16 protein-coding genes are annotated in these 15,841 nt (G+C 68.7%); 7 read left to right on the top strand and 9 right to left on the bottom strand.

Annotated elements, in window-relative coordinates; genetic code table 11:
* Positions 1-12: 12 nt before the first annotated feature.
* A complete protein-coding gene (locus ACFYOW_RS41965; protein ID WP_387296384.1) occupies positions 13-1,122 on the top strand; it encodes an NDMA-dependent alcohol dehydrogenase in 1,110 nt (369 codons plus the stop codon).
* Here the strand turns inward: ACFYOW_RS41965 and ACFYOW_RS41960 are convergent.
* The 3 genes from ACFYOW_RS41960 to ACFYOW_RS41950 form a co-directional block, all read right to left on the bottom strand.
* Entirely contained in the window at positions 1,113-1,388 is a 276-nt protein-coding gene (locus ACFYOW_RS41960) for a hypothetical protein (protein ID WP_387296382.1), read from the bottom strand. The two genes, ACFYOW_RS41965 and ACFYOW_RS41960, sit on opposite strands and share 10 nt — an antisense overlap.
* 216 nt (positions 1,389-1,604) lie before the next feature.
* Positions 1,605-1,868: an alcohol dehydrogenase catalytic domain-containing protein gene (locus tag ACFYOW_RS41955; protein ID WP_387296380.1), complete on the bottom strand. Its 264-nt coding sequence runs from the start codon at positions 1,866-1,868 to the stop codon at positions 1,605-1,607.
* Positions 1,865-2,791: an IclR family transcriptional regulator gene (locus ACFYOW_RS41950; protein ID WP_387296378.1), complete on the bottom strand. Its 927-nt coding sequence runs from the start codon at positions 2,789-2,791 to the stop codon at positions 1,865-1,867. The genes ACFYOW_RS41955 and ACFYOW_RS41950 overlap by 4 nt, the downstream gene beginning before the upstream one ends.
* Positions 2,792-3,195: 404 nt before the next feature.
* Here ACFYOW_RS41950 and ACFYOW_RS41945 point away from each other — a divergent pair, with 404 nt between their 5' ends.
* Positions 3,196-4,269, top strand: coding sequence for an IclR family transcriptional regulator (locus ACFYOW_RS41945; protein ID WP_387296376.1), 1,074 nt, complete (start codon positions 3,196-3,198; stop codon positions 4,267-4,269).
* A gap of 122 nt (positions 4,270-4,391) precedes the next feature.
* Positions 4,392-4,520 carry an aldehyde dehydrogenase family protein gene (locus ACFYOW_RS41940; protein WP_387296374.1) on the top strand — a complete coding sequence of 43 codons (129 nt, stop codon included), beginning with the start codon at positions 4,392-4,394 and terminating at the stop codon, positions 4,518-4,520.
* Between the two features lie 63 nt (positions 4,521-4,583).
* Here the strand turns inward: ACFYOW_RS41940 and ACFYOW_RS41935 are convergent, their stop codons facing one another.
* Positions 4,584-5,030, bottom strand: coding sequence for a VOC family protein (locus ACFYOW_RS41935; RefSeq protein ID WP_387296372.1), 447 nt, complete (start codon positions 5,028-5,030; stop codon positions 4,584-4,586).
* Position 5,031: 1 nt separating this feature from the next.
* The gene (locus ACFYOW_RS41930) at positions 5,032-5,958 is read right to left on the bottom strand and encodes an NAD(P)-dependent oxidoreductase (protein ID WP_387296370.1); all 927 of its coding nucleotides are present in this window, start codon (positions 5,956-5,958) and stop codon (positions 5,032-5,034) included.
* A 369-nt stretch (positions 5,959-6,327) separates the two neighbouring features.
* On the opposite strand from ACFYOW_RS41930, the gene ACFYOW_RS41925 reads away from it, so the two are divergent.
* A complete protein-coding gene (locus ACFYOW_RS41925; RefSeq protein WP_387296368.1) occupies positions 6,328-9,876 on the top strand; it encodes an indolepyruvate ferredoxin oxidoreductase family protein in 3,549 nt (1,182 codons plus the stop codon).
* Between the two features lie 57 nt (positions 9,877-9,933).
* The gene (locus ACFYOW_RS41920) at positions 9,934-10,860 is read left to right on the top strand and encodes a TIGR03619 family F420-dependent LLM class oxidoreductase (RefSeq protein WP_387296366.1); all 927 of its coding nucleotides are present in this window, start codon (positions 9,934-9,936) and stop codon (positions 10,858-10,860) included.
* A 123-nt stretch (positions 10,861-10,983) separates the two neighbouring features.
* Here the strand turns inward: ACFYOW_RS41920 and ACFYOW_RS41915 are convergent, their stop codons facing one another.
* Positions 10,984-11,541 (bottom strand): enoyl-CoA hydratase/isomerase family protein, encoded by a 558-nt coding sequence (locus tag ACFYOW_RS41915; RefSeq protein ID WP_387296364.1) that lies wholly within the window; start codon positions 11,539-11,541, stop codon positions 10,984-10,986.
* 186 nt (positions 11,542-11,727) lie between these two features.
* Here ACFYOW_RS41915 and ACFYOW_RS41910 point away from each other — a divergent pair, with 186 nt between their 5' ends.
* Positions 11,728-11,922 (top strand): ferredoxin, encoded by a 195-nt coding sequence (locus tag ACFYOW_RS41910; RefSeq protein WP_387296362.1) that lies wholly within the window; start codon positions 11,728-11,730, stop codon positions 11,920-11,922.
* 27 nt (positions 11,923-11,949) lie between these two features.
* A complete protein-coding gene (locus ACFYOW_RS41905; RefSeq protein ID WP_387296360.1) occupies positions 11,950-12,789 on the top strand; it encodes an MBL fold metallo-hydrolase in 840 nt (279 codons plus the stop codon).
* Positions 12,790-12,975: 186 nt separating this feature from the next.
* Here the strand turns inward: ACFYOW_RS41905 and ACFYOW_RS41900 are convergent, their stop codons facing one another.
* The 3 genes from ACFYOW_RS41900 to ACFYOW_RS41890 all read right to left on the bottom strand — a co-directional run bounded on the left by ACFYOW_RS41900 (position 12,976) and on the right by ACFYOW_RS41890 (position 15,828).
* The gene (locus tag ACFYOW_RS41900) at positions 12,976-13,482 is read right to left on the bottom strand and encodes a DoxX family protein (RefSeq protein WP_387296358.1); all 507 of its coding nucleotides are present in this window, start codon (positions 13,480-13,482) and stop codon (positions 12,976-12,978) included.
* A gap of 15 nt (positions 13,483-13,497) precedes the next feature.
* Positions 13,498-14,706, bottom strand: a complete 1,209-nt coding sequence (locus ACFYOW_RS41895) for a thiolase family protein (RefSeq protein WP_387296356.1) — start codon at positions 14,704-14,706, stop codon at positions 13,498-13,500.
* 72 nt (positions 14,707-14,778) lie between these two features.
* The gene (locus ACFYOW_RS41890; protein ID WP_387296354.1) at positions 14,779-15,828 is read right to left on the bottom strand and encodes an acyl-CoA dehydrogenase family protein; all 1,050 of its coding nucleotides are present in this window, start codon (positions 15,826-15,828) and stop codon (positions 14,779-14,781) included.
* Positions 15,829-15,841: the final 13 nt, after the last annotated feature.

The raw sequence follows: 15,841 nt of genomic DNA, 5'->3' as shown, positions 1-15,841 counted from the left end.
AAGGAGGTTCGCATGCAGGTTCCTGCAGCGGTCCTGTGGGCGCAAGGTGCGCCCTGGAAGATCGAGACCGTCGAACTGGACGCCCCGCACGAGGGCGAGGTTCTGGTGAAGCTCGCCGCGAGCGGGCTGTGCCATTCCGACGATCACGTGGTCACCGGCGATACGCCGTGCGCCTTCCCCATGATCGGCGGGCACGAGGGCGCCGGCGTCGTGGAGGCCGTCGGGCCGGGCGTCACCCGCACCGCGGTCGGCGACCATGTCATCCTGGCCGCCGTCCCGGCCTGCGGTCAGTGCCGGGCGTGTTCGCGTGGCCGGGCGAACCTGTGCGATCGGGGCGCGTTCGCGCTGACCGGGCACGGGCCGGACGGCACCTACCGGCGTCACATCGGGGACACCGGGATCGGCGCGTACTGCCAGATCGGCACGTTCTCCCCGTATGTGGTGGCGCACGAGACCCAGACGGTCCCGATCCGCCGGGACGTACCGCTGGAACTCGCCGCCCTGATCGGCTGCGGTGTGACCACCGGGGTCGGCGCGGCGGTGAAGGTGGGCCGGGTCCAGATCGGCGACATCGTCGTCGTGGTCGGCATCGGTGGTGTCGGGATCAACGCGGTCCAGGGCGCGCTGCTCGGCGGCGCCGCGACTGTGGTCGCGGTGGATCCGGTTGCCCGCAAACGGGATTGGGCCTTGCAGTTCGGGGCGCACCATGCCGTGTCGAGCATGGCGGAGGCCACCGAACTGGTCGGCAAGCTGACCGACGGGGCGGGGGCCGATCTGGCCATCCTGTGCGTCGGTGTCGCGCACGGTGACATGGTCGGCCCGTTGCTCGGACTGATCGCCAAGGGCGGACGGGCGGTGGTCACCTCCGTCGCGCCGGTGGCGGAGGAGAACATGAGCGGCCGGCTGTTCGAACTGGCCATGTGGAACAAGACCCTGTCAGGCCACGTTTTTGGCCAGGCGAACCCGATCGACGACTTCCCCCGGACGGTCGAGCTGTACCGCTGTGGCGCAATCAAATTGGAGGAACTCGTGACCGCCCGCTACACCCTCGACGAGATCAACGAGGGGTACCGGGCGATGCACAGCGGAGAGAACCTCCGCGGCATCATCGTCTACGACTGATCGGCGCGGGCCGCGCCGTCGGGCACGACGACGGCGCGGCCGACCACCTGCCCCGCGTGCAGCCGCGCGAAGGCGGCGTCGACCTCGGTCAACGTGAACCGAGTGGTGGCCGGCACGACCTTGCCGGCCTCGGCCAGCTTCACGATCTTCCAGGCGTCGTCCAGCGCGGCGGCCAGCGCCAGCGTCTCCGCCGAACCGACGCAGTCCAGCACCGCGTCCGCGCGGCCGTACTCGAGCTCGTGGGGGCAGTCGCGCCGCCAGTTCACCGTTCATGAGATAGGCAGCGTCGGCACCCAATTCGAGCACGTGCTCGACGGCCGGGGTGCGCGTCCACCGCGATCACGGTCGCCGCGCTCGTCGCCCGGGCCACCTGGACGGCGAGGTGACCGACCCCGCCGATGCCGATGATCACCAGGGGGCCCGCCTCCGGCACCCGGCGCAGCGCCGCTGAAACCGCATGGTAGGCAGTCAATCCGCATCCATCAGGGGTGCCGCGGCGCCTCGCTCCAGCCCTGCACCCCGGGGCCGAGGGCCTCGATCCAGGCTGTCGTCTCGTGGCCGATCGTGAGCGGGAGGGTGACATGCGGCAGCTGCCCCGGCGCTTCGACCAGCGATACGTCGCTGTGGCAGATACCGTAGGCGCCGACCCGCAGCAGTACCTCGCCCGGTCCGGGCACAGGTTTCGGGATCTCCGTCAGCTCGGCCCGGCCGGGGGCGATCAGCCGGTAGGCGGTTATCATCGTCATGCGTTCTCTCCGTTGATATTTCGCGCTGCAAGATCGGACCAGTCGGAGGTCGGCGCGAAGCCGTGCAGCGCGTGGGTCACCCGTTCGGTCCCCGCGAGCAGCCGGAGCACGTAGTCGCGCAGCTCACCGGTGGGCAGATTCGGCGGGAACTGGCTCATGGTGAACGCGAGTTCGACGCGGCCCGTCGAACCGAAGATCGGCGCCTTGAATCGTGTCACGATCGCCAGCTTGGGCTCATAGTCGTCGATCGTGAACGGGCCGAACGCAACTCGGCCGACGGCGTCGCGCAGTTCGCGCGCTCCGGGCAGGTCCACGAAGCCGTTCAACAGCCGCCGCAGCGCGCGGGCCTCGTCCAGGACGGAGATCCGGTAGCCGACCCGGCGGACATGGTCGAGGCGGCGATAATAGGCCTCGCGCTTGGGTTTGTCCGACCTGGGCAGGGCGTGGTCCAGCCACTTGTCCACGGTCGCCCGTGGCGCCCAAGCCATGAACTCCTGCCCCGAGGGCGGGACGATCGGTACCGCGTGACCGACGGGCGAGAAGTCGATCAACGGGCGTTCCGTATCCCGCCGGGCCACCACGATGGTGTCGAAGCCACGCAGGGCCGTCGCGACGCACGACACACCCAATTCGTCGTGTATGGCCAGTAGTTCGGCGCGGGCGATATCCAGCACCTCGTCACCGGCCACCTGGGCCGCGGTCGCCAGATCCACCAGCGCCGCACCCAGGGTGTAGGTCTTGTCCACCGCATCGCGTACCAGCAGGTCCTCCGACGCCAACTCCATGAGCATGGCGTGGCAACTCGCCTTGTTCAGTTCCAGGGCCCGAGCGATCTCGGTCAGGGTGAATCGCTCGCGCGGGTGCGCGCCCATAAACTCCAACACGCGGGCTGTACGGCTGACCGAACGCGCGGGTCGTGCCATCGGTTCACCTCCCATCTTTGTTTGCCATTTCGATTACCAGTTTGCACATACAGTACGGACACGACGGTGAAAATTACAGCCTTCCACTCGGCAGCGAGCCGCCCATTCACTGGTAAATCGAATGGTCGACGCCACCGGATCCGAGCCCGGCCGACTCCGGAGACGGGATCGCGCGACACCGCAGCACACCGAGCAAAATCGGTCACCAGATCGACGGATCGCGCGAAACTACAAACAGTAGGTCGGCAGTGACCGCCGCCACTCTCCGGCAAACTCGAGCTGACGGGCATGGTGTGCGAACATTGACCCACCAGTTGTTTGCAAATACGAACAACGTGCTAGTAGCGTTGCTACGACACTGTTCCACACGACCCGCTCGGCAGCGAGCTCGGAGGTGAGATGACATGGCCAGACCCGCACCGTCGGTGGAGCGCACCGTCAAGCTCTTGAAGTTCCTCGCCGACCACCCCCGAGAGCGATTCTCGTTGAGCGACATCGCCCGTCGGCTCGAGTTCAACAAGGCGACCTGCCATGCGATGCTGACCGAATTGGTCAACGAGGGCATGCTGATCCGGCACCCGTCGGAGAAGACCTATCTGCTCGGCCCGGCGCTGGTCAATCTCGGCACCGCGGCCACCCTGGACGCCGCAGAGGCCCTCGACATCGCCAAGGTCGAGATGTCGGCGATCCACGAGGAACTCAACGTCTCCTGCGTGGCCACGGCACTGGTCGGCCGCGACATCGTGGTCATGGCTCGGCGCGATGTCCAGCGCCCACTGTTCGGGCACCTGCCGGTCGGCAACCGGTCGCCGTTGCAGGCTCCGTACGGCGCCGAATTCATGGCCTGGGCGCCCGAGGCCGAGGTCGAGACCTGGCTGGATCATCACGAACCGAATCTCAGCCAGGATCAGCGCGACGCCTACTTCACCTTCCTGGATCGCATCCGGTTGACCGGCTACCAGGCGACCTCGTTCGAACAGGTGATGGCGCTGCGCCGCATCCTCGAGCTGCTGCGTGGCCTGCCCGGCGCCGCGGAACTCGAGCAGGCGATCCAGGAGCGGGCGGATCAGGTCTACGTCGAGGCGGTGCCTCCGCGCGATTTCGCGGCCGTCACCGCGATCAAGGCACCGGTGTTCGGGCCGTCCGGCCGGGTCGTCCTGGCGCTGAGCATCGCACAGTTCGATGTGGACGCGTCCCGGGACGAGATCGCCGCGGGCGCCGAGCGCCTACTGGAGGGCACGCGCCGGGTGACGGCCGCGCTGCACGGCAGCGAGCCGTTTCCGCACTGGGCCCGGCCGGTGGACGCCGGCGGGCGGCTGCGCTCCGACCTACCCGACAAACTGCCGGAGCTGTCCCCTATCAGCAACTCGGCCGAAGCGCCACCGAGCCGGCCGGCCGCCGCGCGAACCCGGGAACTGCGCAGCCGGAGCACGAAGACCGGCACCCGCACCACACGCAGCCGCTCCACCGCGGTCTGAGCGAATACAATTGCCAGACCGGCACTTTCGTGCCGCTCCGGATCCTCGCTCGCCATTCGGCGCGTCTCCGGTCGCCGACGCTCGCCATACGGCACATATGCTTGTTTGCGATACCGTCCAGAATGCGGGGCCTTCGCATCTTCGACACCCCCATTCCCTTCGGTGGCTACAAGCAGTCCGGGCTGAGCCTCGAGGGCGGACCGGAGGGGCTGGAGGATTTCCTGGAGTACAAGGCGATTCACCTCGCGTGAGCCGGAAATAGTTGGCGGCGGTGCGAATTCGATTCGCACCGCCGACTCTCGTTTTATTCCCGGCTACGCGCCCGGAAGTTGCAGGAATTCGACCGGGACGCCGTCGGGATCGCGGACATAGAAGCTGCGCACGCCGGGTACGGGCAATTTCACGATCGCGGTGGGTTGATGCGCTCCGCTCGCGGTGATCTCGGCGTGTTTGGCATCGACATCGTCGACGTTGATGCAGAAATGCAGATTGCCCACCCGATTGTGCCCGGTGGCCGGTTCGGGATTGCCCGCCGCGTGGTACTGGACCAGTTGCAGGTGCACATCGCCAGCGCGCAGGGTCACCGCATCGATGATCGCCCCGGCATTCTCGGTCAGGGTGTCGAACCATTCCCCGCCGGTCTTGAAGCCCCGCTTCGCGATCTCCATGCCGACCACATCGCGATAGAACGCGACGGAGGTCTCCAGATCCGTAACGGTCAGGCCGATGTGGTTCACCAGGCGGGTGACAGTCGATGTCACATCAATATCCCTTCTTCGTGTCGACGAGCCCCTCGAGCGGGGCACCGCTCGCGAACGCCGCGACATTGCGCCGAATATGATCGGCATATTCCTCGACGTTGGGCTCCCAGGGCAGCCCGACGAACGGGTTGGCGGTGTGCGGCGTGATCAGCACGTTGGGCAGTGACCAGAGCGGATGACCGTCCGGCAGCGGCTCCGGGTCGGTGACGTCGAGGGCCGCCGCGCCGAGCCGGCCGGATGTGAGGCAGGCGAGCAGCGCCTCGGAGTCGACGATCTCGCCGCGGGCGACATTGATCAGCACGCCGTCCGCACCCAGTGCGGACAGTTCGCGCTCGCCGAGCAGTCCACGGGTCTGCTCGGTGTACGGCAGTCCCACGATCGCGGCCTGTGCGCGGAACAGGACCGAGTCCAGATCGGAGACGGCGGCGACCGTGTCGAAACCCGTTGCCGCGGTGCCACTTCGGTTGACCCCGATGGTCCGCACGCCGAACGGCGCGAGCATCCGCGCCGTTGCGCCGCCGATGCCGCCGGTCCCCAGAATCGCCACGGTCTGGCCCCGGAGCCGGCGTCCGGGATCCGAAACCCAGGTGGTCCGCCGGGCCGCCCCGATCAGATGCCGATTGCAGGCGAGCAGCAGCGCCACCGCGTGCTCGCCCACCGTATTGCCGTAGGTCCCCTTCGTCGCGGTCCACTGCCGGTCGGCGGTGATGATGCCCGCCGCGACGTAGCGATCGACACCCGCGACCGGTAACGAGACCCAGCGGGTCCGGTCGCCGATCGCGGCGCGCAGACCCTTGACGTCGAAGGGATCGGTCCAGATCAGCGCGTTGGCCTGCGCGGGATCGGTGACCAGGTCCGCACCGGCCTCGGCCGCGGCGGCGGACAGCAGTGGATGTTCCCTGGGGCCGAGAAATATGGGGGTGTTCATCCGACCGACACGGTCATGTCGTCGACCTTCCCTTCTCCGCCCGTACCCGCATCCGGCGCCCGGGAGGAGGTCACCGCGGCGCGGTTCCGGATGCCGAGACAGCCAGCAGGACTTTTGCAATATCGTCCAACTGGTTGTTATCTAGCACGCGGTACTATACGCGAGAAGCCGGGTTACGTCATCGACCTCGCACTAATCAGCCCACCCCGCTCCCGAGCTATCGCATTATAGTCGGAATATCGACCGATTATTCGATATTCCGACCGTATCTGCTACCTTGAAGTCAGCGTTCAGTCGGTCGCGGTGGAGCAATCGCCCGGTGCCCGGCGTGGATGCGTCATCCCCATGACGCCGAGTTGAGAGGGCGAGATGAGCGAGCGGCGCAACGCCCAGCCCACATACGATCTGACGAGCAAGTACGTCCAGGAATCCGGGTCGGTGTACCTCACCGGACTCCAGGCGCTCGTCCGCGTGCCGATCGATCAGATGCGAGCCGACCGCCGGGCCGGGTTGTCGACCCGGGGCTTCGTGTCCGGCTATCCGGGCAGTCCGCTCGCGGCGCTGGACATGGAATTCGAGGCACGCGAGCCGCTGCTCACCGAATACGGGATCGTGCACCGGCCCGGTCTGAACGAGGAGCTCGCGGCCACCGCGGTGATGGGCAGCCAGACCGCCAGCAAGCTCGGCAAATTGGGCTACGACGGCGTCTTCGGCATCTGGTACGGCAAGGCCCCCGGGCTCGACCGGGCCGTGGACGCCCTGCGGCACGCGAACTACGCCGGGACGCTGCGGCACGGCGGCGCGTTGGCCTATGTCGGCGACGACCCGACCTGCAAATCCTCCACCCTGCCCAGCACCTCCGAGGCGGTGCTGGCCGACCTCGCCATGCCCACTCTGCACCCGGGCACCATGCAGGAGGTGTTGGACTTCGGCCGCCACGGCATCGCCCTGTCCCGGGCCAGCTCGCTGTGGACCGGTATCAAGGTGGTCACCGCGATTGCCGACGGTGCCGGGACCGCGCTCACCACGCCGGATCGGCTGTCGATCGTGATGCCGGTCGGTGCGGACGGACAGCCGCTGGGCCGGACCACCCCGCCGTCGTTGTCGCCGATGAACATCCTCGCCGTCGAGCAGGAGATTACGGAGGTGCGGATGCCCGCCGCGCTGCACTACGCGCGGCTGAACCGGCTCAACGAGATCACCTTTTCCACCGATCAGGACTGGATCGGGATCATCGCCCCCGGCCATCTGTATTACGAAGTGCTGGAATCACTTCGGGCCCTCGGGCTGGCGGAGTCCGACCTGTCCCGGTACGGCATCCGGCTGTTGCGCCTGGGCATGGTGCATCCGCTCGACGAGTTACTGATCCAGGAGTTCGCGGCCGGACTCGGCGAGATCCTGGTGGTCGAGGACAAGCGGCCACGTCTGGAAACCCTGGTGCGCGAAGCTCTCTACCGGCGCGCGAACACACCGCTGGTGCTCGGCAAGCGGGACGAAAAGGGCCAGGCACTGCTGCCCGGCTACGGTGCGATCGACGCCGATGTGTTGATTCCCGTTGTGCGGCAACGCTTGTCGTCACGCATCGCCGAATCGAACCTGCGTCCGGTGGTCCGGCCACGCGGCAACCTGGAGCTGACGATCATCCCGCGCACCCCCTACTTCTGCTCGGGCTGCCCGCACAACGCGAGCCTGCGGGTGCCCGAGGGGACCCAGGTCGGCGCGGGGATCGGCTGCCATTCGATGGTGTCGTTCATGGCGCCGGATCTGGTCGGCACCATCACCGGCGTCACCCAGATGGGCGGCGAGGGCGCGCAGTGGATCGGCGCGCAGCCCTTCGTGGGCGATCAGCATTTCATCCAGAACCTCGGCGAGGGCACCTTCTTCCACTCCGGCGAGATGGCCGTGCGGGCCTCGGTCTCGGCGGGTTCGAACATCACCTACAAGATTCTCTACAACCGGGCGGTCGCGATGACCGGCGGTCAACACGCCGAGGGTCTGCTCGAGGTTCCGCAGCTGGTGAACCTGCTGAAGACGATCGGGGTCGCGAAGATCATCGTCACCACCGAGGACAAGGGTCGCTACCGGCACGCCCGGCTACCGCGCGACGTCGAGGTGCTCGACCGCGACGAGATCGTCCCGGCGCAGGAACGGTTGGCGAAGGTTCCGGGCGTCACTGTGCTAATCCACGATCAGCAGTGCGCGGCCGAGGCCCGGCGGTTGCGCAAGCGCGGTCAGCAGGTGGAGCCCAGCACTCAGGTCCTGATCAACGAGCGGGTCTGTGAGGGCTGCGGCGACTGCGGGGCGAAATCCAACTGCCTGTCGGTCCGGCCGATCGATACCGAGTTCGGCTCGAAGACCGCGATCGATCAGACCTCGTGCAACCGCGACTACTCCTGCTTGAAGGGCGACTGCCCGTCGTTCGTCACGATCCAGCCGAAGCGCGGTGCGCAGGCTGCCAAGCCGGTTCCGGCGGCTCGGCCGGCTGGTCAGGCGCCCATGCTGACCGACGAGGATCTGGCCGAACCGGCGACCATCGTGGATCCGGCCGACTTCCGGGTGCGGATGCCCGGCATCGGCGGCACCGGCGTCACCACCGTGGCCCAGATCGTCGGTACCGCGGCGCTCCTGGACGGCCGGTACGTCACCGGCATGGACCAGACCGGCTTGGCCCAGAAGGGCGGCCCGGTCGTCTCCGATGTGCGAATCAGCCAGGCACCCAAGCCGAGTGGCGCCAAGGCGCGGGCCGGATCGGTGGACCTCTATCTGGCGCTGGACCTGATCGTCGCGCTGACCCCAGCCAATCTGGCCGCGATCTCGCCCGACCGGACGGTGATCGTGGGATCGACGACCCGCACCCCGACCGGCCGGATGATCGGCACCACGGCGCGGCAGCCGGCGATCGACGATCAGATCGCGGCGCTGGCCTCCCGCTCCCGCGCGGACCACAGCGTCTATGTCGACACCGCGGGCGTGACTGAGGATCTGTTCGGCCGCAGCACGACCGCGAACATCTTCGCCCTCGGCGTCGCGTACCAACTGGGTGCGCTGCCGGTACCGGCCACTGCCATCGAGCGCGCGATCGAACTCAACGGCGTGGCGGTGTCGATGAACACCCAGGCGTTCCGCTGGGGCCGCATGTCGGTGCTCGAGCCCGAGCGCCTCGATGCCGCGCGGGCCGTGGCGAAGGAGAGCGAGTCGGTCGCCGCGGAACCCGAACCGCGCCGGGCGCCGGCTGCTGCCGGTCTGCAATACCTCTTGGACGCCGGGCTCGGCGGTGAGCTGGGCCGGCTGGTCGCCGTCCGGTTCCCGGATCTCATTGCGTACCAGAACCTTTCGTACGCTCGGAGCTACCTGGACGACGTCGTCGCGATCAACCGGGCCGAGCAGGCGATCACCCCGGGTTCCGCCGTGCTCGCCGAGGCGGTCGCCCGCTACCTGTACAAGCTGATGGCGTACAAGGACGAGTACGAGGTGTCCCGGCTATACCTGGAATCCACCTCGAAGGCCCAGGTCGAGGCACTGGCCGCGGGCCGGCCGGTGAAGGTCCGAATTCGACTGCACCCGCCGGCCCTGCGGGCGATGGGCATGAAACAGAAGATCGCGCTGCCGCCGGTGCTGTTCCGGCCGGCCTTCGGCGCGCTGCGGGCGATGCGCAAGCTGCGCGGCACCCCGCTGGACCTCTTCGGCTACGCCCACCTGCGCCGCGTCGAGCGGAAGCTGGTCGCAGACTACCGGTCGGACCTGCGCGAGATCGAGCAGCGGCTCACGACCGGCAACCTGGACACTGCGGTCGCCCGGGCGAATCTGCCGGAAAGCATCCGCGGCTACGAGGACATCAAGCTGTCGGCGGTCGAGAAGTACGAATCGGAGCGCGCCGACCTGATGAACCGCCTGAACTCGGCCGATGTGGTCGGATAGCCCGGCAGCGATCGACCGGGCCCGCCACCCGCATGGAATCCAAGGAGGCAGACCGCTGTGACCGCACCCAGCACCCCGACCGGCCTGGCCGTCAAGCTCAACGGACTGGTTCCGCTGCTGGCCTCCGGACTCGATCGGCTCCCCACTGCCGCCCGCGCGGTGGAGCAGTGGGGGGCCGATCAGGTCGTGCTCGGACAGCACCTCTTCTACGACTCCGATCTGCGTCATCCCGGTGCGGTGCCACTCGATCCCGGCCGGATCTCACTCGATCCGATCCCCGCCCTGGCTGCCGTCGCGGCGGCCACGACCACCCTCGGGCTCGCTACGGGCGCGATCATCGCCCCGCTACAGAGTCCGGTCGCCCTGGCCAAGGCCGCGGCGACACTGGACGTGCTGTCCGGGGGCCGCTTCGAACTCGGGGTCGTCGCCGGTTGGCAGGAGTCCGAGTTTCACGCGGTCGGGGTGCCGTACCACGAACGCTTCGCCCGGCTCGACGAGGCGCTGGCGTTCTGTCGCACGATGTGGGCCGGCTCGCCGTTCTCCTTCGACGGCCGCTGGACGAAGGTGCAAGACGCACATGCCAATCCGCCCCCGACTCGCGGAGCGCGGCTGCCGATCCTGATCGGCGGCCGGCCCACCGCGGTCACCGCGCGGCGGGTCGCCCGGCTCGGCGACGGCTGGATCGCCAGCGAGTCCGCAGGCGCGGAGGCCGTCGCGACGGGTGCGGCACTGCTCCGAGAAGCGTACCGAACGGCCGATCGCGACCCGCGCGATCTGGTTGTCCGCGCCACGGTCGGCATCGCGGATCTCGGTACGAGCCGGATCGAGGAACTCCGTACCCGCGTCCGTGCTCTGTGCGCGGCCGGTGCCACGGTCGTCACGATCCCGCTCGCCGACGCGGCTCGCGACGCCGCGGAGGCGGAGGATCTGCTGTGCTCCCTCGCCCAGCTGAAATCATCGGACGGCGAGCCCGCGACACGGTGAACTGCCCTCGTGCGGACAACATCTCGGATCGGGCGCGCGGCCCGACACGTCCGGCCGGGCTCGTTCGCTTTGGCGACCCGCGCGTCATTATTGCGTCCACTGCAACGGCCCGGCGGCCGAAGTTCAGACCGACTCGATCTCGGAGTCGCGCCGGGCCACGGTCTTGAGCATTACCAGGGGGACTACCTCGTGGACCAGGCCCGCTCGGGCCGCCTCCTCCGCCCGGACGTAGCCCGACCAGTCGGCGGCCTCCAGCCAGGCCGGCGGCTCGGCGCCCGGCGCAGCCAGCCGGGACAGGGCCGGCCTCGAGAACAGCGCTTGGGCCGACGCGACGACCTCGTCCGCCTCGTCGAGAAAGGTGAATCCCTCCGCGCAAACCGAGCCGTTGACCGCCGCGACGATCCGCTGGCCGACACCGCAATGCCGGGGCGTGAACGGCTCGGTGGGCGGCGCGAGCTTGTCAAGACCCAGGCAGAACGTCTCCGGGCCGACACCGGTGATCACCACGGTCGGAACATCGGGCTCGTCGCGCAGCCAGTCCCAGATCCGCCGTAGTTCGCCCGCCAGCTTCCGGTCGACCATGTTGCCCGAGTGCTGACGGTTCAGCCGGACCCACAGCACATGGTCGAGCAAGCCGCACAGCGCGGTCTGTTGCCGCTGGAGAACCAATGGGATGTTCATACCGAACCGCCTGTCCGTCCGTGCACATCCGCGGTGTGCTCGGCGAGCGAGCCGGCCCGGATGCTTTCCGAGGTGTGTCCACGCGACATCCGCGCTCTTGACCACCACTGTCTTCTAGAGTCAGAATAGCGAACAGTTATTTGCATTGACAACCATCGTGGTGCCATTCGGAAGGACCAGCCCGAGATGAAGATCGAGATCGACCGCGCCCGCTGCCAGGGTCACGCACTGTGCGCGGCGGTGGACGAGACGCTGTTCCCGCTCGATGAGGAGGGCTACAGCGCCGTCCGGGATCAGCAGGACATCGCCCCGGCGGACGAGAACACCGCTCGGACGGGGGCCGCGGCCTGCCCCGAACGCGCACTGCGCGTGGTGAATTGAGAATCCCAGCTACATGGAGGTGATGACGTGCAGACCATCTCGGTCGGCGGTGCCACACTGGCCGTACTGGACGACGGCCGCTTCGACATGCCGCCGGATTTTCTGAGCGGCCCCGCCGAACCGGGCATCGAGGATCGGACCGAGGGCGGCCGGATGCCGCTGCCGATCCAGGCATTCGCCGTCACCGGGCGCCGGACGGTGCTCGTCGACGCGGGGCTGGGGCCCGATCCGGAGCGGGCGCTGAGTTCGCTTGCCGCACTGTTGAACCGGCCCCGGCAGGCGATGAGCATGGTCGGCACCGCCGGTCTGGTGCGGGAACTCGCCGCGCACGGAATCGAACGCGGCACTGTCGACACTGTCGCCATCTCGCATCTGCACATCGATCACACGGGCTGGCTGGCCGATGCGGACGGCTCCCCGATCTTCGAGAACGCCCGAATCCTGTTGCCACGCGCCGACTTCGAGCACTTCGTGACGGGCGGTCACGCCAGTCTGCTGCCCCGCGAGACCGTCGACGCGCTGCGCGCCCTGGTCGGCAGCGGCCGCGCGGAATTGTTCGACGGCGAAACCGTGATCAGCCCCGAGGTGACGGCGCTCCCGGCGCCGGGGCACACCCCCGGCCACACCGTCTTCGCCGTCGTCGACAGCGGCGAACGCGCCGTGCTCGTTGGGGACGCGCTCTACTGTCCCGCGCAGCTGGGCGAACTCGAGGTCGGCGCGATACACGACGTCGATCCTGTGCTGGCCCGGAGGACGCGCGAGTTGATCGCCCGCGACGTCGAGAAACACGAGGCCCGCGCGATCGGTTGCCACTTCGCCGGGGGCCGCGTCGCCCGGCTCGTGTCCGGGAGACCAGTGATCGGCTGACGAGCGTCAACGATCGCTGGCCGGGCGCACCGACGGGGTGTTCTACCGCCACTGACCGAGGTCTTCCCGGGCGAATCCTCCGGGGTCCGCACGGTAGCCGGTGGCAGCGCTGGACCGCAGAGAATACCGCGATCACACGGACCGGCCGCGCATCGGACGATGCGCGGCCGGTGGCTCCGGGAACGACTACCGCTCGTAAGTGGCCGGACTCGGGGGCTTCCAGTACAGCGCGAGCTGCGCCAGACCACCCGCGACACCGAGACCGGCCGTCACCAGCGCGCCGGACAGCCCGGTCCCCCGCGTGTCCCTGCCCAGGATCCGATCCACACTGAACCGGCCGCCGCCGAGCGCGCCTAGCGCCACGGAGGCCGCTGCCAGGTTGAGAACGTACTCGTAACCCTCTGCAGTGATGAAGAACCCGTTACGCACGTGTACCGAACGAGCCGCGACCACCATCGTGCCGACGACGGCAGCACCGGCCAGCGGCGTCGCCACGCCGGCGACGAGGGCTGCGCCCGAACCGATCTCGACCACCGCGCTGGCCTTCGCCTGCAACTCCGGGTTGCGAAAGCCGATGGAGGCGAACCACTTACCGGTTCCCTCCAGCGATCGCGCGTGCTTGATGCCGTGCGCGACCATCGTCGCGCCGACCACCGTGCGCAAGGCGAGACTCGCCAGATCCGAAGCACCCATTGCGATCTTCTCCCGTCAGAGCCGCTCGATGATCGTGGCGTTGGCGAGACCGCCACCCTCGCACATGGTTTGGAGGCCGTAGCGGCCGCCGGTGCGCTCGAGGTGGTGCAGCATCGTGGTGAGCAGCCGGCCGCCGGAGGCGCCCAGCGGATGCCCGAGCGCGATCGCGCCGCCGAGCGGATTCACCTTCGCCTCGTCGGCGCCGAACTTGCGCAGCCACGCGAGCACCACCGGCGCGAACGCCTCGTTGACCTCGAAGTGGTCGATATCACCGATGCTCAGCCCGGATTTGGCGAGCGCCTTCGCGGTCGCCGGAATCGGTCCGGTCAGCATCATGATGGGGTCGACGCCGGCCAGCGCGAAGGTGTGGAACCGGGCGCGCGGACGCAGGCCCAGCTGTTCGGCGCGCTCTCGGGACATGATCAGCAGCGCCGAGGCGCCGTCGCTGATCTGCGAGCTGTTACCGGCGGTGATCGAACCCTCCGGCGTGAAGGCGGGTTTCAGCTCCGCCAGCTTCGCCGCGGTGGTACCGGGCCGTACCCCCTCGTCGGCGGACAGGACGCTGCCGTCCTCGACGACCTCCCGGGTCTCCTTGTCCAGCCGCTTGGCGGGCAGCGGCACGATCTCGCCGGCGAAGTGCCCCGCGGCGGCCGCCGCGGCCGCGCGCTGCTGGCTGCGAGCGCTGTACTCGTCGAGATCCTCGCGGGTCAGACCCCACTTGCGGGCGATGAGCTCCGCCGACAAGCCCTGGTTGATCCGGCCGCGCTGACCGAAGTTCTCCTGATCCGCGTACCTCTGGTCGACCAGGGGGCCGAACGGCTGCCCGTAGGCAGGATCGGAGACCTGGGCGCGCATCGGGATCTGGGTCATGTTCTCGACCCCACAGGCGATCGCGATGTCATACGCGCCGGAGATGACGCCCTGCGCGGCAAAATGCGCTGCCTGCTGCGAGGATCCGCACTGCCGGTCGATCGTGGTGGCAGGCACGCTCTCCGGCCAGCCGGCCGCGAGCACCGCGGACCGGCCTACGTTGAGGGCCTGCGAGCCGACCTGGTTGACGCAACCGGTGATCACGTCGTCGACCAATTCCGGGTCGAGACCGGTCCGGGTGACCAGTTCGGTCAGGGTGGCGGCGAGCAGGTCGGCCGGGTGCCAGCCGGACAGCGATCCGTGGCGCTTTCCGGTCGCGGTCCGCACCGCTTCGACGATCACGGCTTCCGTCATCAGAGGTTCTCCATCATTGGTTCGAGGGGTGCGCAGCCGGAGCCCCTAGGCCCGGTCGCGGATCGTGGGACGTCAGGCGGTCAACTGGATCTCGGCGACCCGGGCCTGGTGGTCGTGGACGTCACCCAGCAGCAGCCGGTCCACCTTCCCGCGCCGCCAGAACAGGTGCGCGTCGTGCTCCCAGGTGAAACCGATACCGCCGTGGGTGTGGATAAGGGTGTCCGCGGCCTGTTCCAGCGCCGCGCCCGCGTAGGCCGCCGCGGCCGAGGCGTAGAGCGCCAGGTTCTCCGGCTCGGCGTCCGCCGACCAAGCGGCGAGCCACACCAGCGACCGCAGTTGCTCCTCGGCGACGTAGGCCTCCACCAGCGCGTGCTTCAGCGCCTGAAAACTGCCGATGGTCCGGCCGAACGCCTGTCGCTGTTTGGCGTATTCGACTGCGCGGCGCACACATTCGGAGGTGGCGCCGAGATCCTCGGCGGCCAAGACGACGGTCGCGATATCGGTGGCCCGCTGCCAGGCTCGCGTCGCGTGGTCGCCGGACGCCAGCGTCACGGCCGGCGCGCCGCGGAATTCGAGGGTCGCCAGGCGCCGGGTCGGATCGAGGTGGTGGCGCGGGCTACGGGCGATATCGCCGCCGGCCTCGACCGACACCAGCACCGGCTCCCCCGCGTGCTCGGTGAGCACGAGGATCGTGTCCGCGACAGCGCCGTCGAGCACCGGGGCGCTAGTGCCGTGCACCGAACTATCTGCGGTGCAATGGATTCCGGGACCGTCGGCCACAGCGACGGCGACCGTCCCGCTGAGTACCGCGGTGAGCAGTTCGAGCGCCTCCGGGGTACCGGCGGCCTCGAGCAACGGCACCGCGCGGGCGGAGGTGCCGACCAGCGGCGACGTGGCCACGGTGCGCCCGGCCTGTTCGGCGACCACGGCGAGGTCCAGTACGGTGCCGCCGCGCTCCTCGACCGCCAGGATGCCGAGCACCCCGAGCTTCGCCAGATCGGCCCGGAGGTCCGGCAATCCGTCGATGCCCTGGTCGAGCGCGATGCGGGCCGCCTCGATGCCGGGCTTGCTCGCGAAGAAGTCCCCGGCCATCTCCTGGAGGGCGACTTGTTCTTCGGACAACTGGAAATCCACG

This window comes from Nocardia sp. NPDC006982 (genome assembly GCF_042869435.1).
Classification (GTDB): Bacteria; Actinomycetota; Actinomycetes; order Mycobacteriales; family Mycobacteriaceae; genus Nocardia.
The sequence above is the reverse complement of the archived record's forward strand: the minus strand, read 5'-3'. Positions and strand labels throughout refer to the sequence as shown.

Coding starts and splice junctions, on each gene's coding strand:
- ACFYOW_RS41965 (WP_387296384.1), top strand. CDS start 13: ATGCAGGTTCCTGCAGCGGTCCTGTGGGCGCAAGGTGCGCCCTGGAAG.
- ACFYOW_RS41955 (WP_387296380.1), bottom strand. CDS start 1,868: ATGACGATGATAACCGCCTACCGGCTGATCGCCCCCGGCCGGGCCGAG.
- ACFYOW_RS41950 (WP_387296378.1), bottom strand. CDS start 2,791: ATGGCACGACCCGCGCGTTCGGTCAGCCGTACAGCCCGCGTGTTGGAG.
- ACFYOW_RS41945 (WP_387296376.1), top strand. CDS start 3,196: ATGGCCAGACCCGCACCGTCGGTGGAGCGCACCGTCAAGCTCTTGAAG.
- ACFYOW_RS41940 (WP_387296374.1), top strand. CDS start 4,392: ATGCGGGGCCTTCGCATCTTCGACACCCCCATTCCCTTCGGTGGCTAC.
- ACFYOW_RS41930 (WP_387296370.1), bottom strand. CDS start 5,958: ATGAACACCCCCATATTTCTCGGCCCCAGGGAACATCCACTGCTGTCC.
- ACFYOW_RS41925 (WP_387296368.1), top strand. CDS start 6,328: ATGAGCGAGCGGCGCAACGCCCAGCCCACATACGATCTGACGAGCAAG.
- ACFYOW_RS41915 (WP_387296364.1), bottom strand. CDS start 11,541: ATGAACATCCCATTGGTTCTCCAGCGGCAACAGACCGCGCTGTGCGGC.
- ACFYOW_RS41910 (WP_387296362.1), top strand. CDS start 11,728: ATGAAGATCGAGATCGACCGCGCCCGCTGCCAGGGTCACGCACTGTGC.
- ACFYOW_RS41900 (WP_387296358.1), bottom strand. CDS start 13,482: ATGGGTGCTTCGGATCTGGCGAGTCTCGCCTTGCGCACGGTGGTCGGC.
- ACFYOW_RS41895 (WP_387296356.1), bottom strand. CDS start 14,706: ATGACGGAAGCCGTGATCGTCGAAGCGGTGCGGACCGCGACCGGAAAG.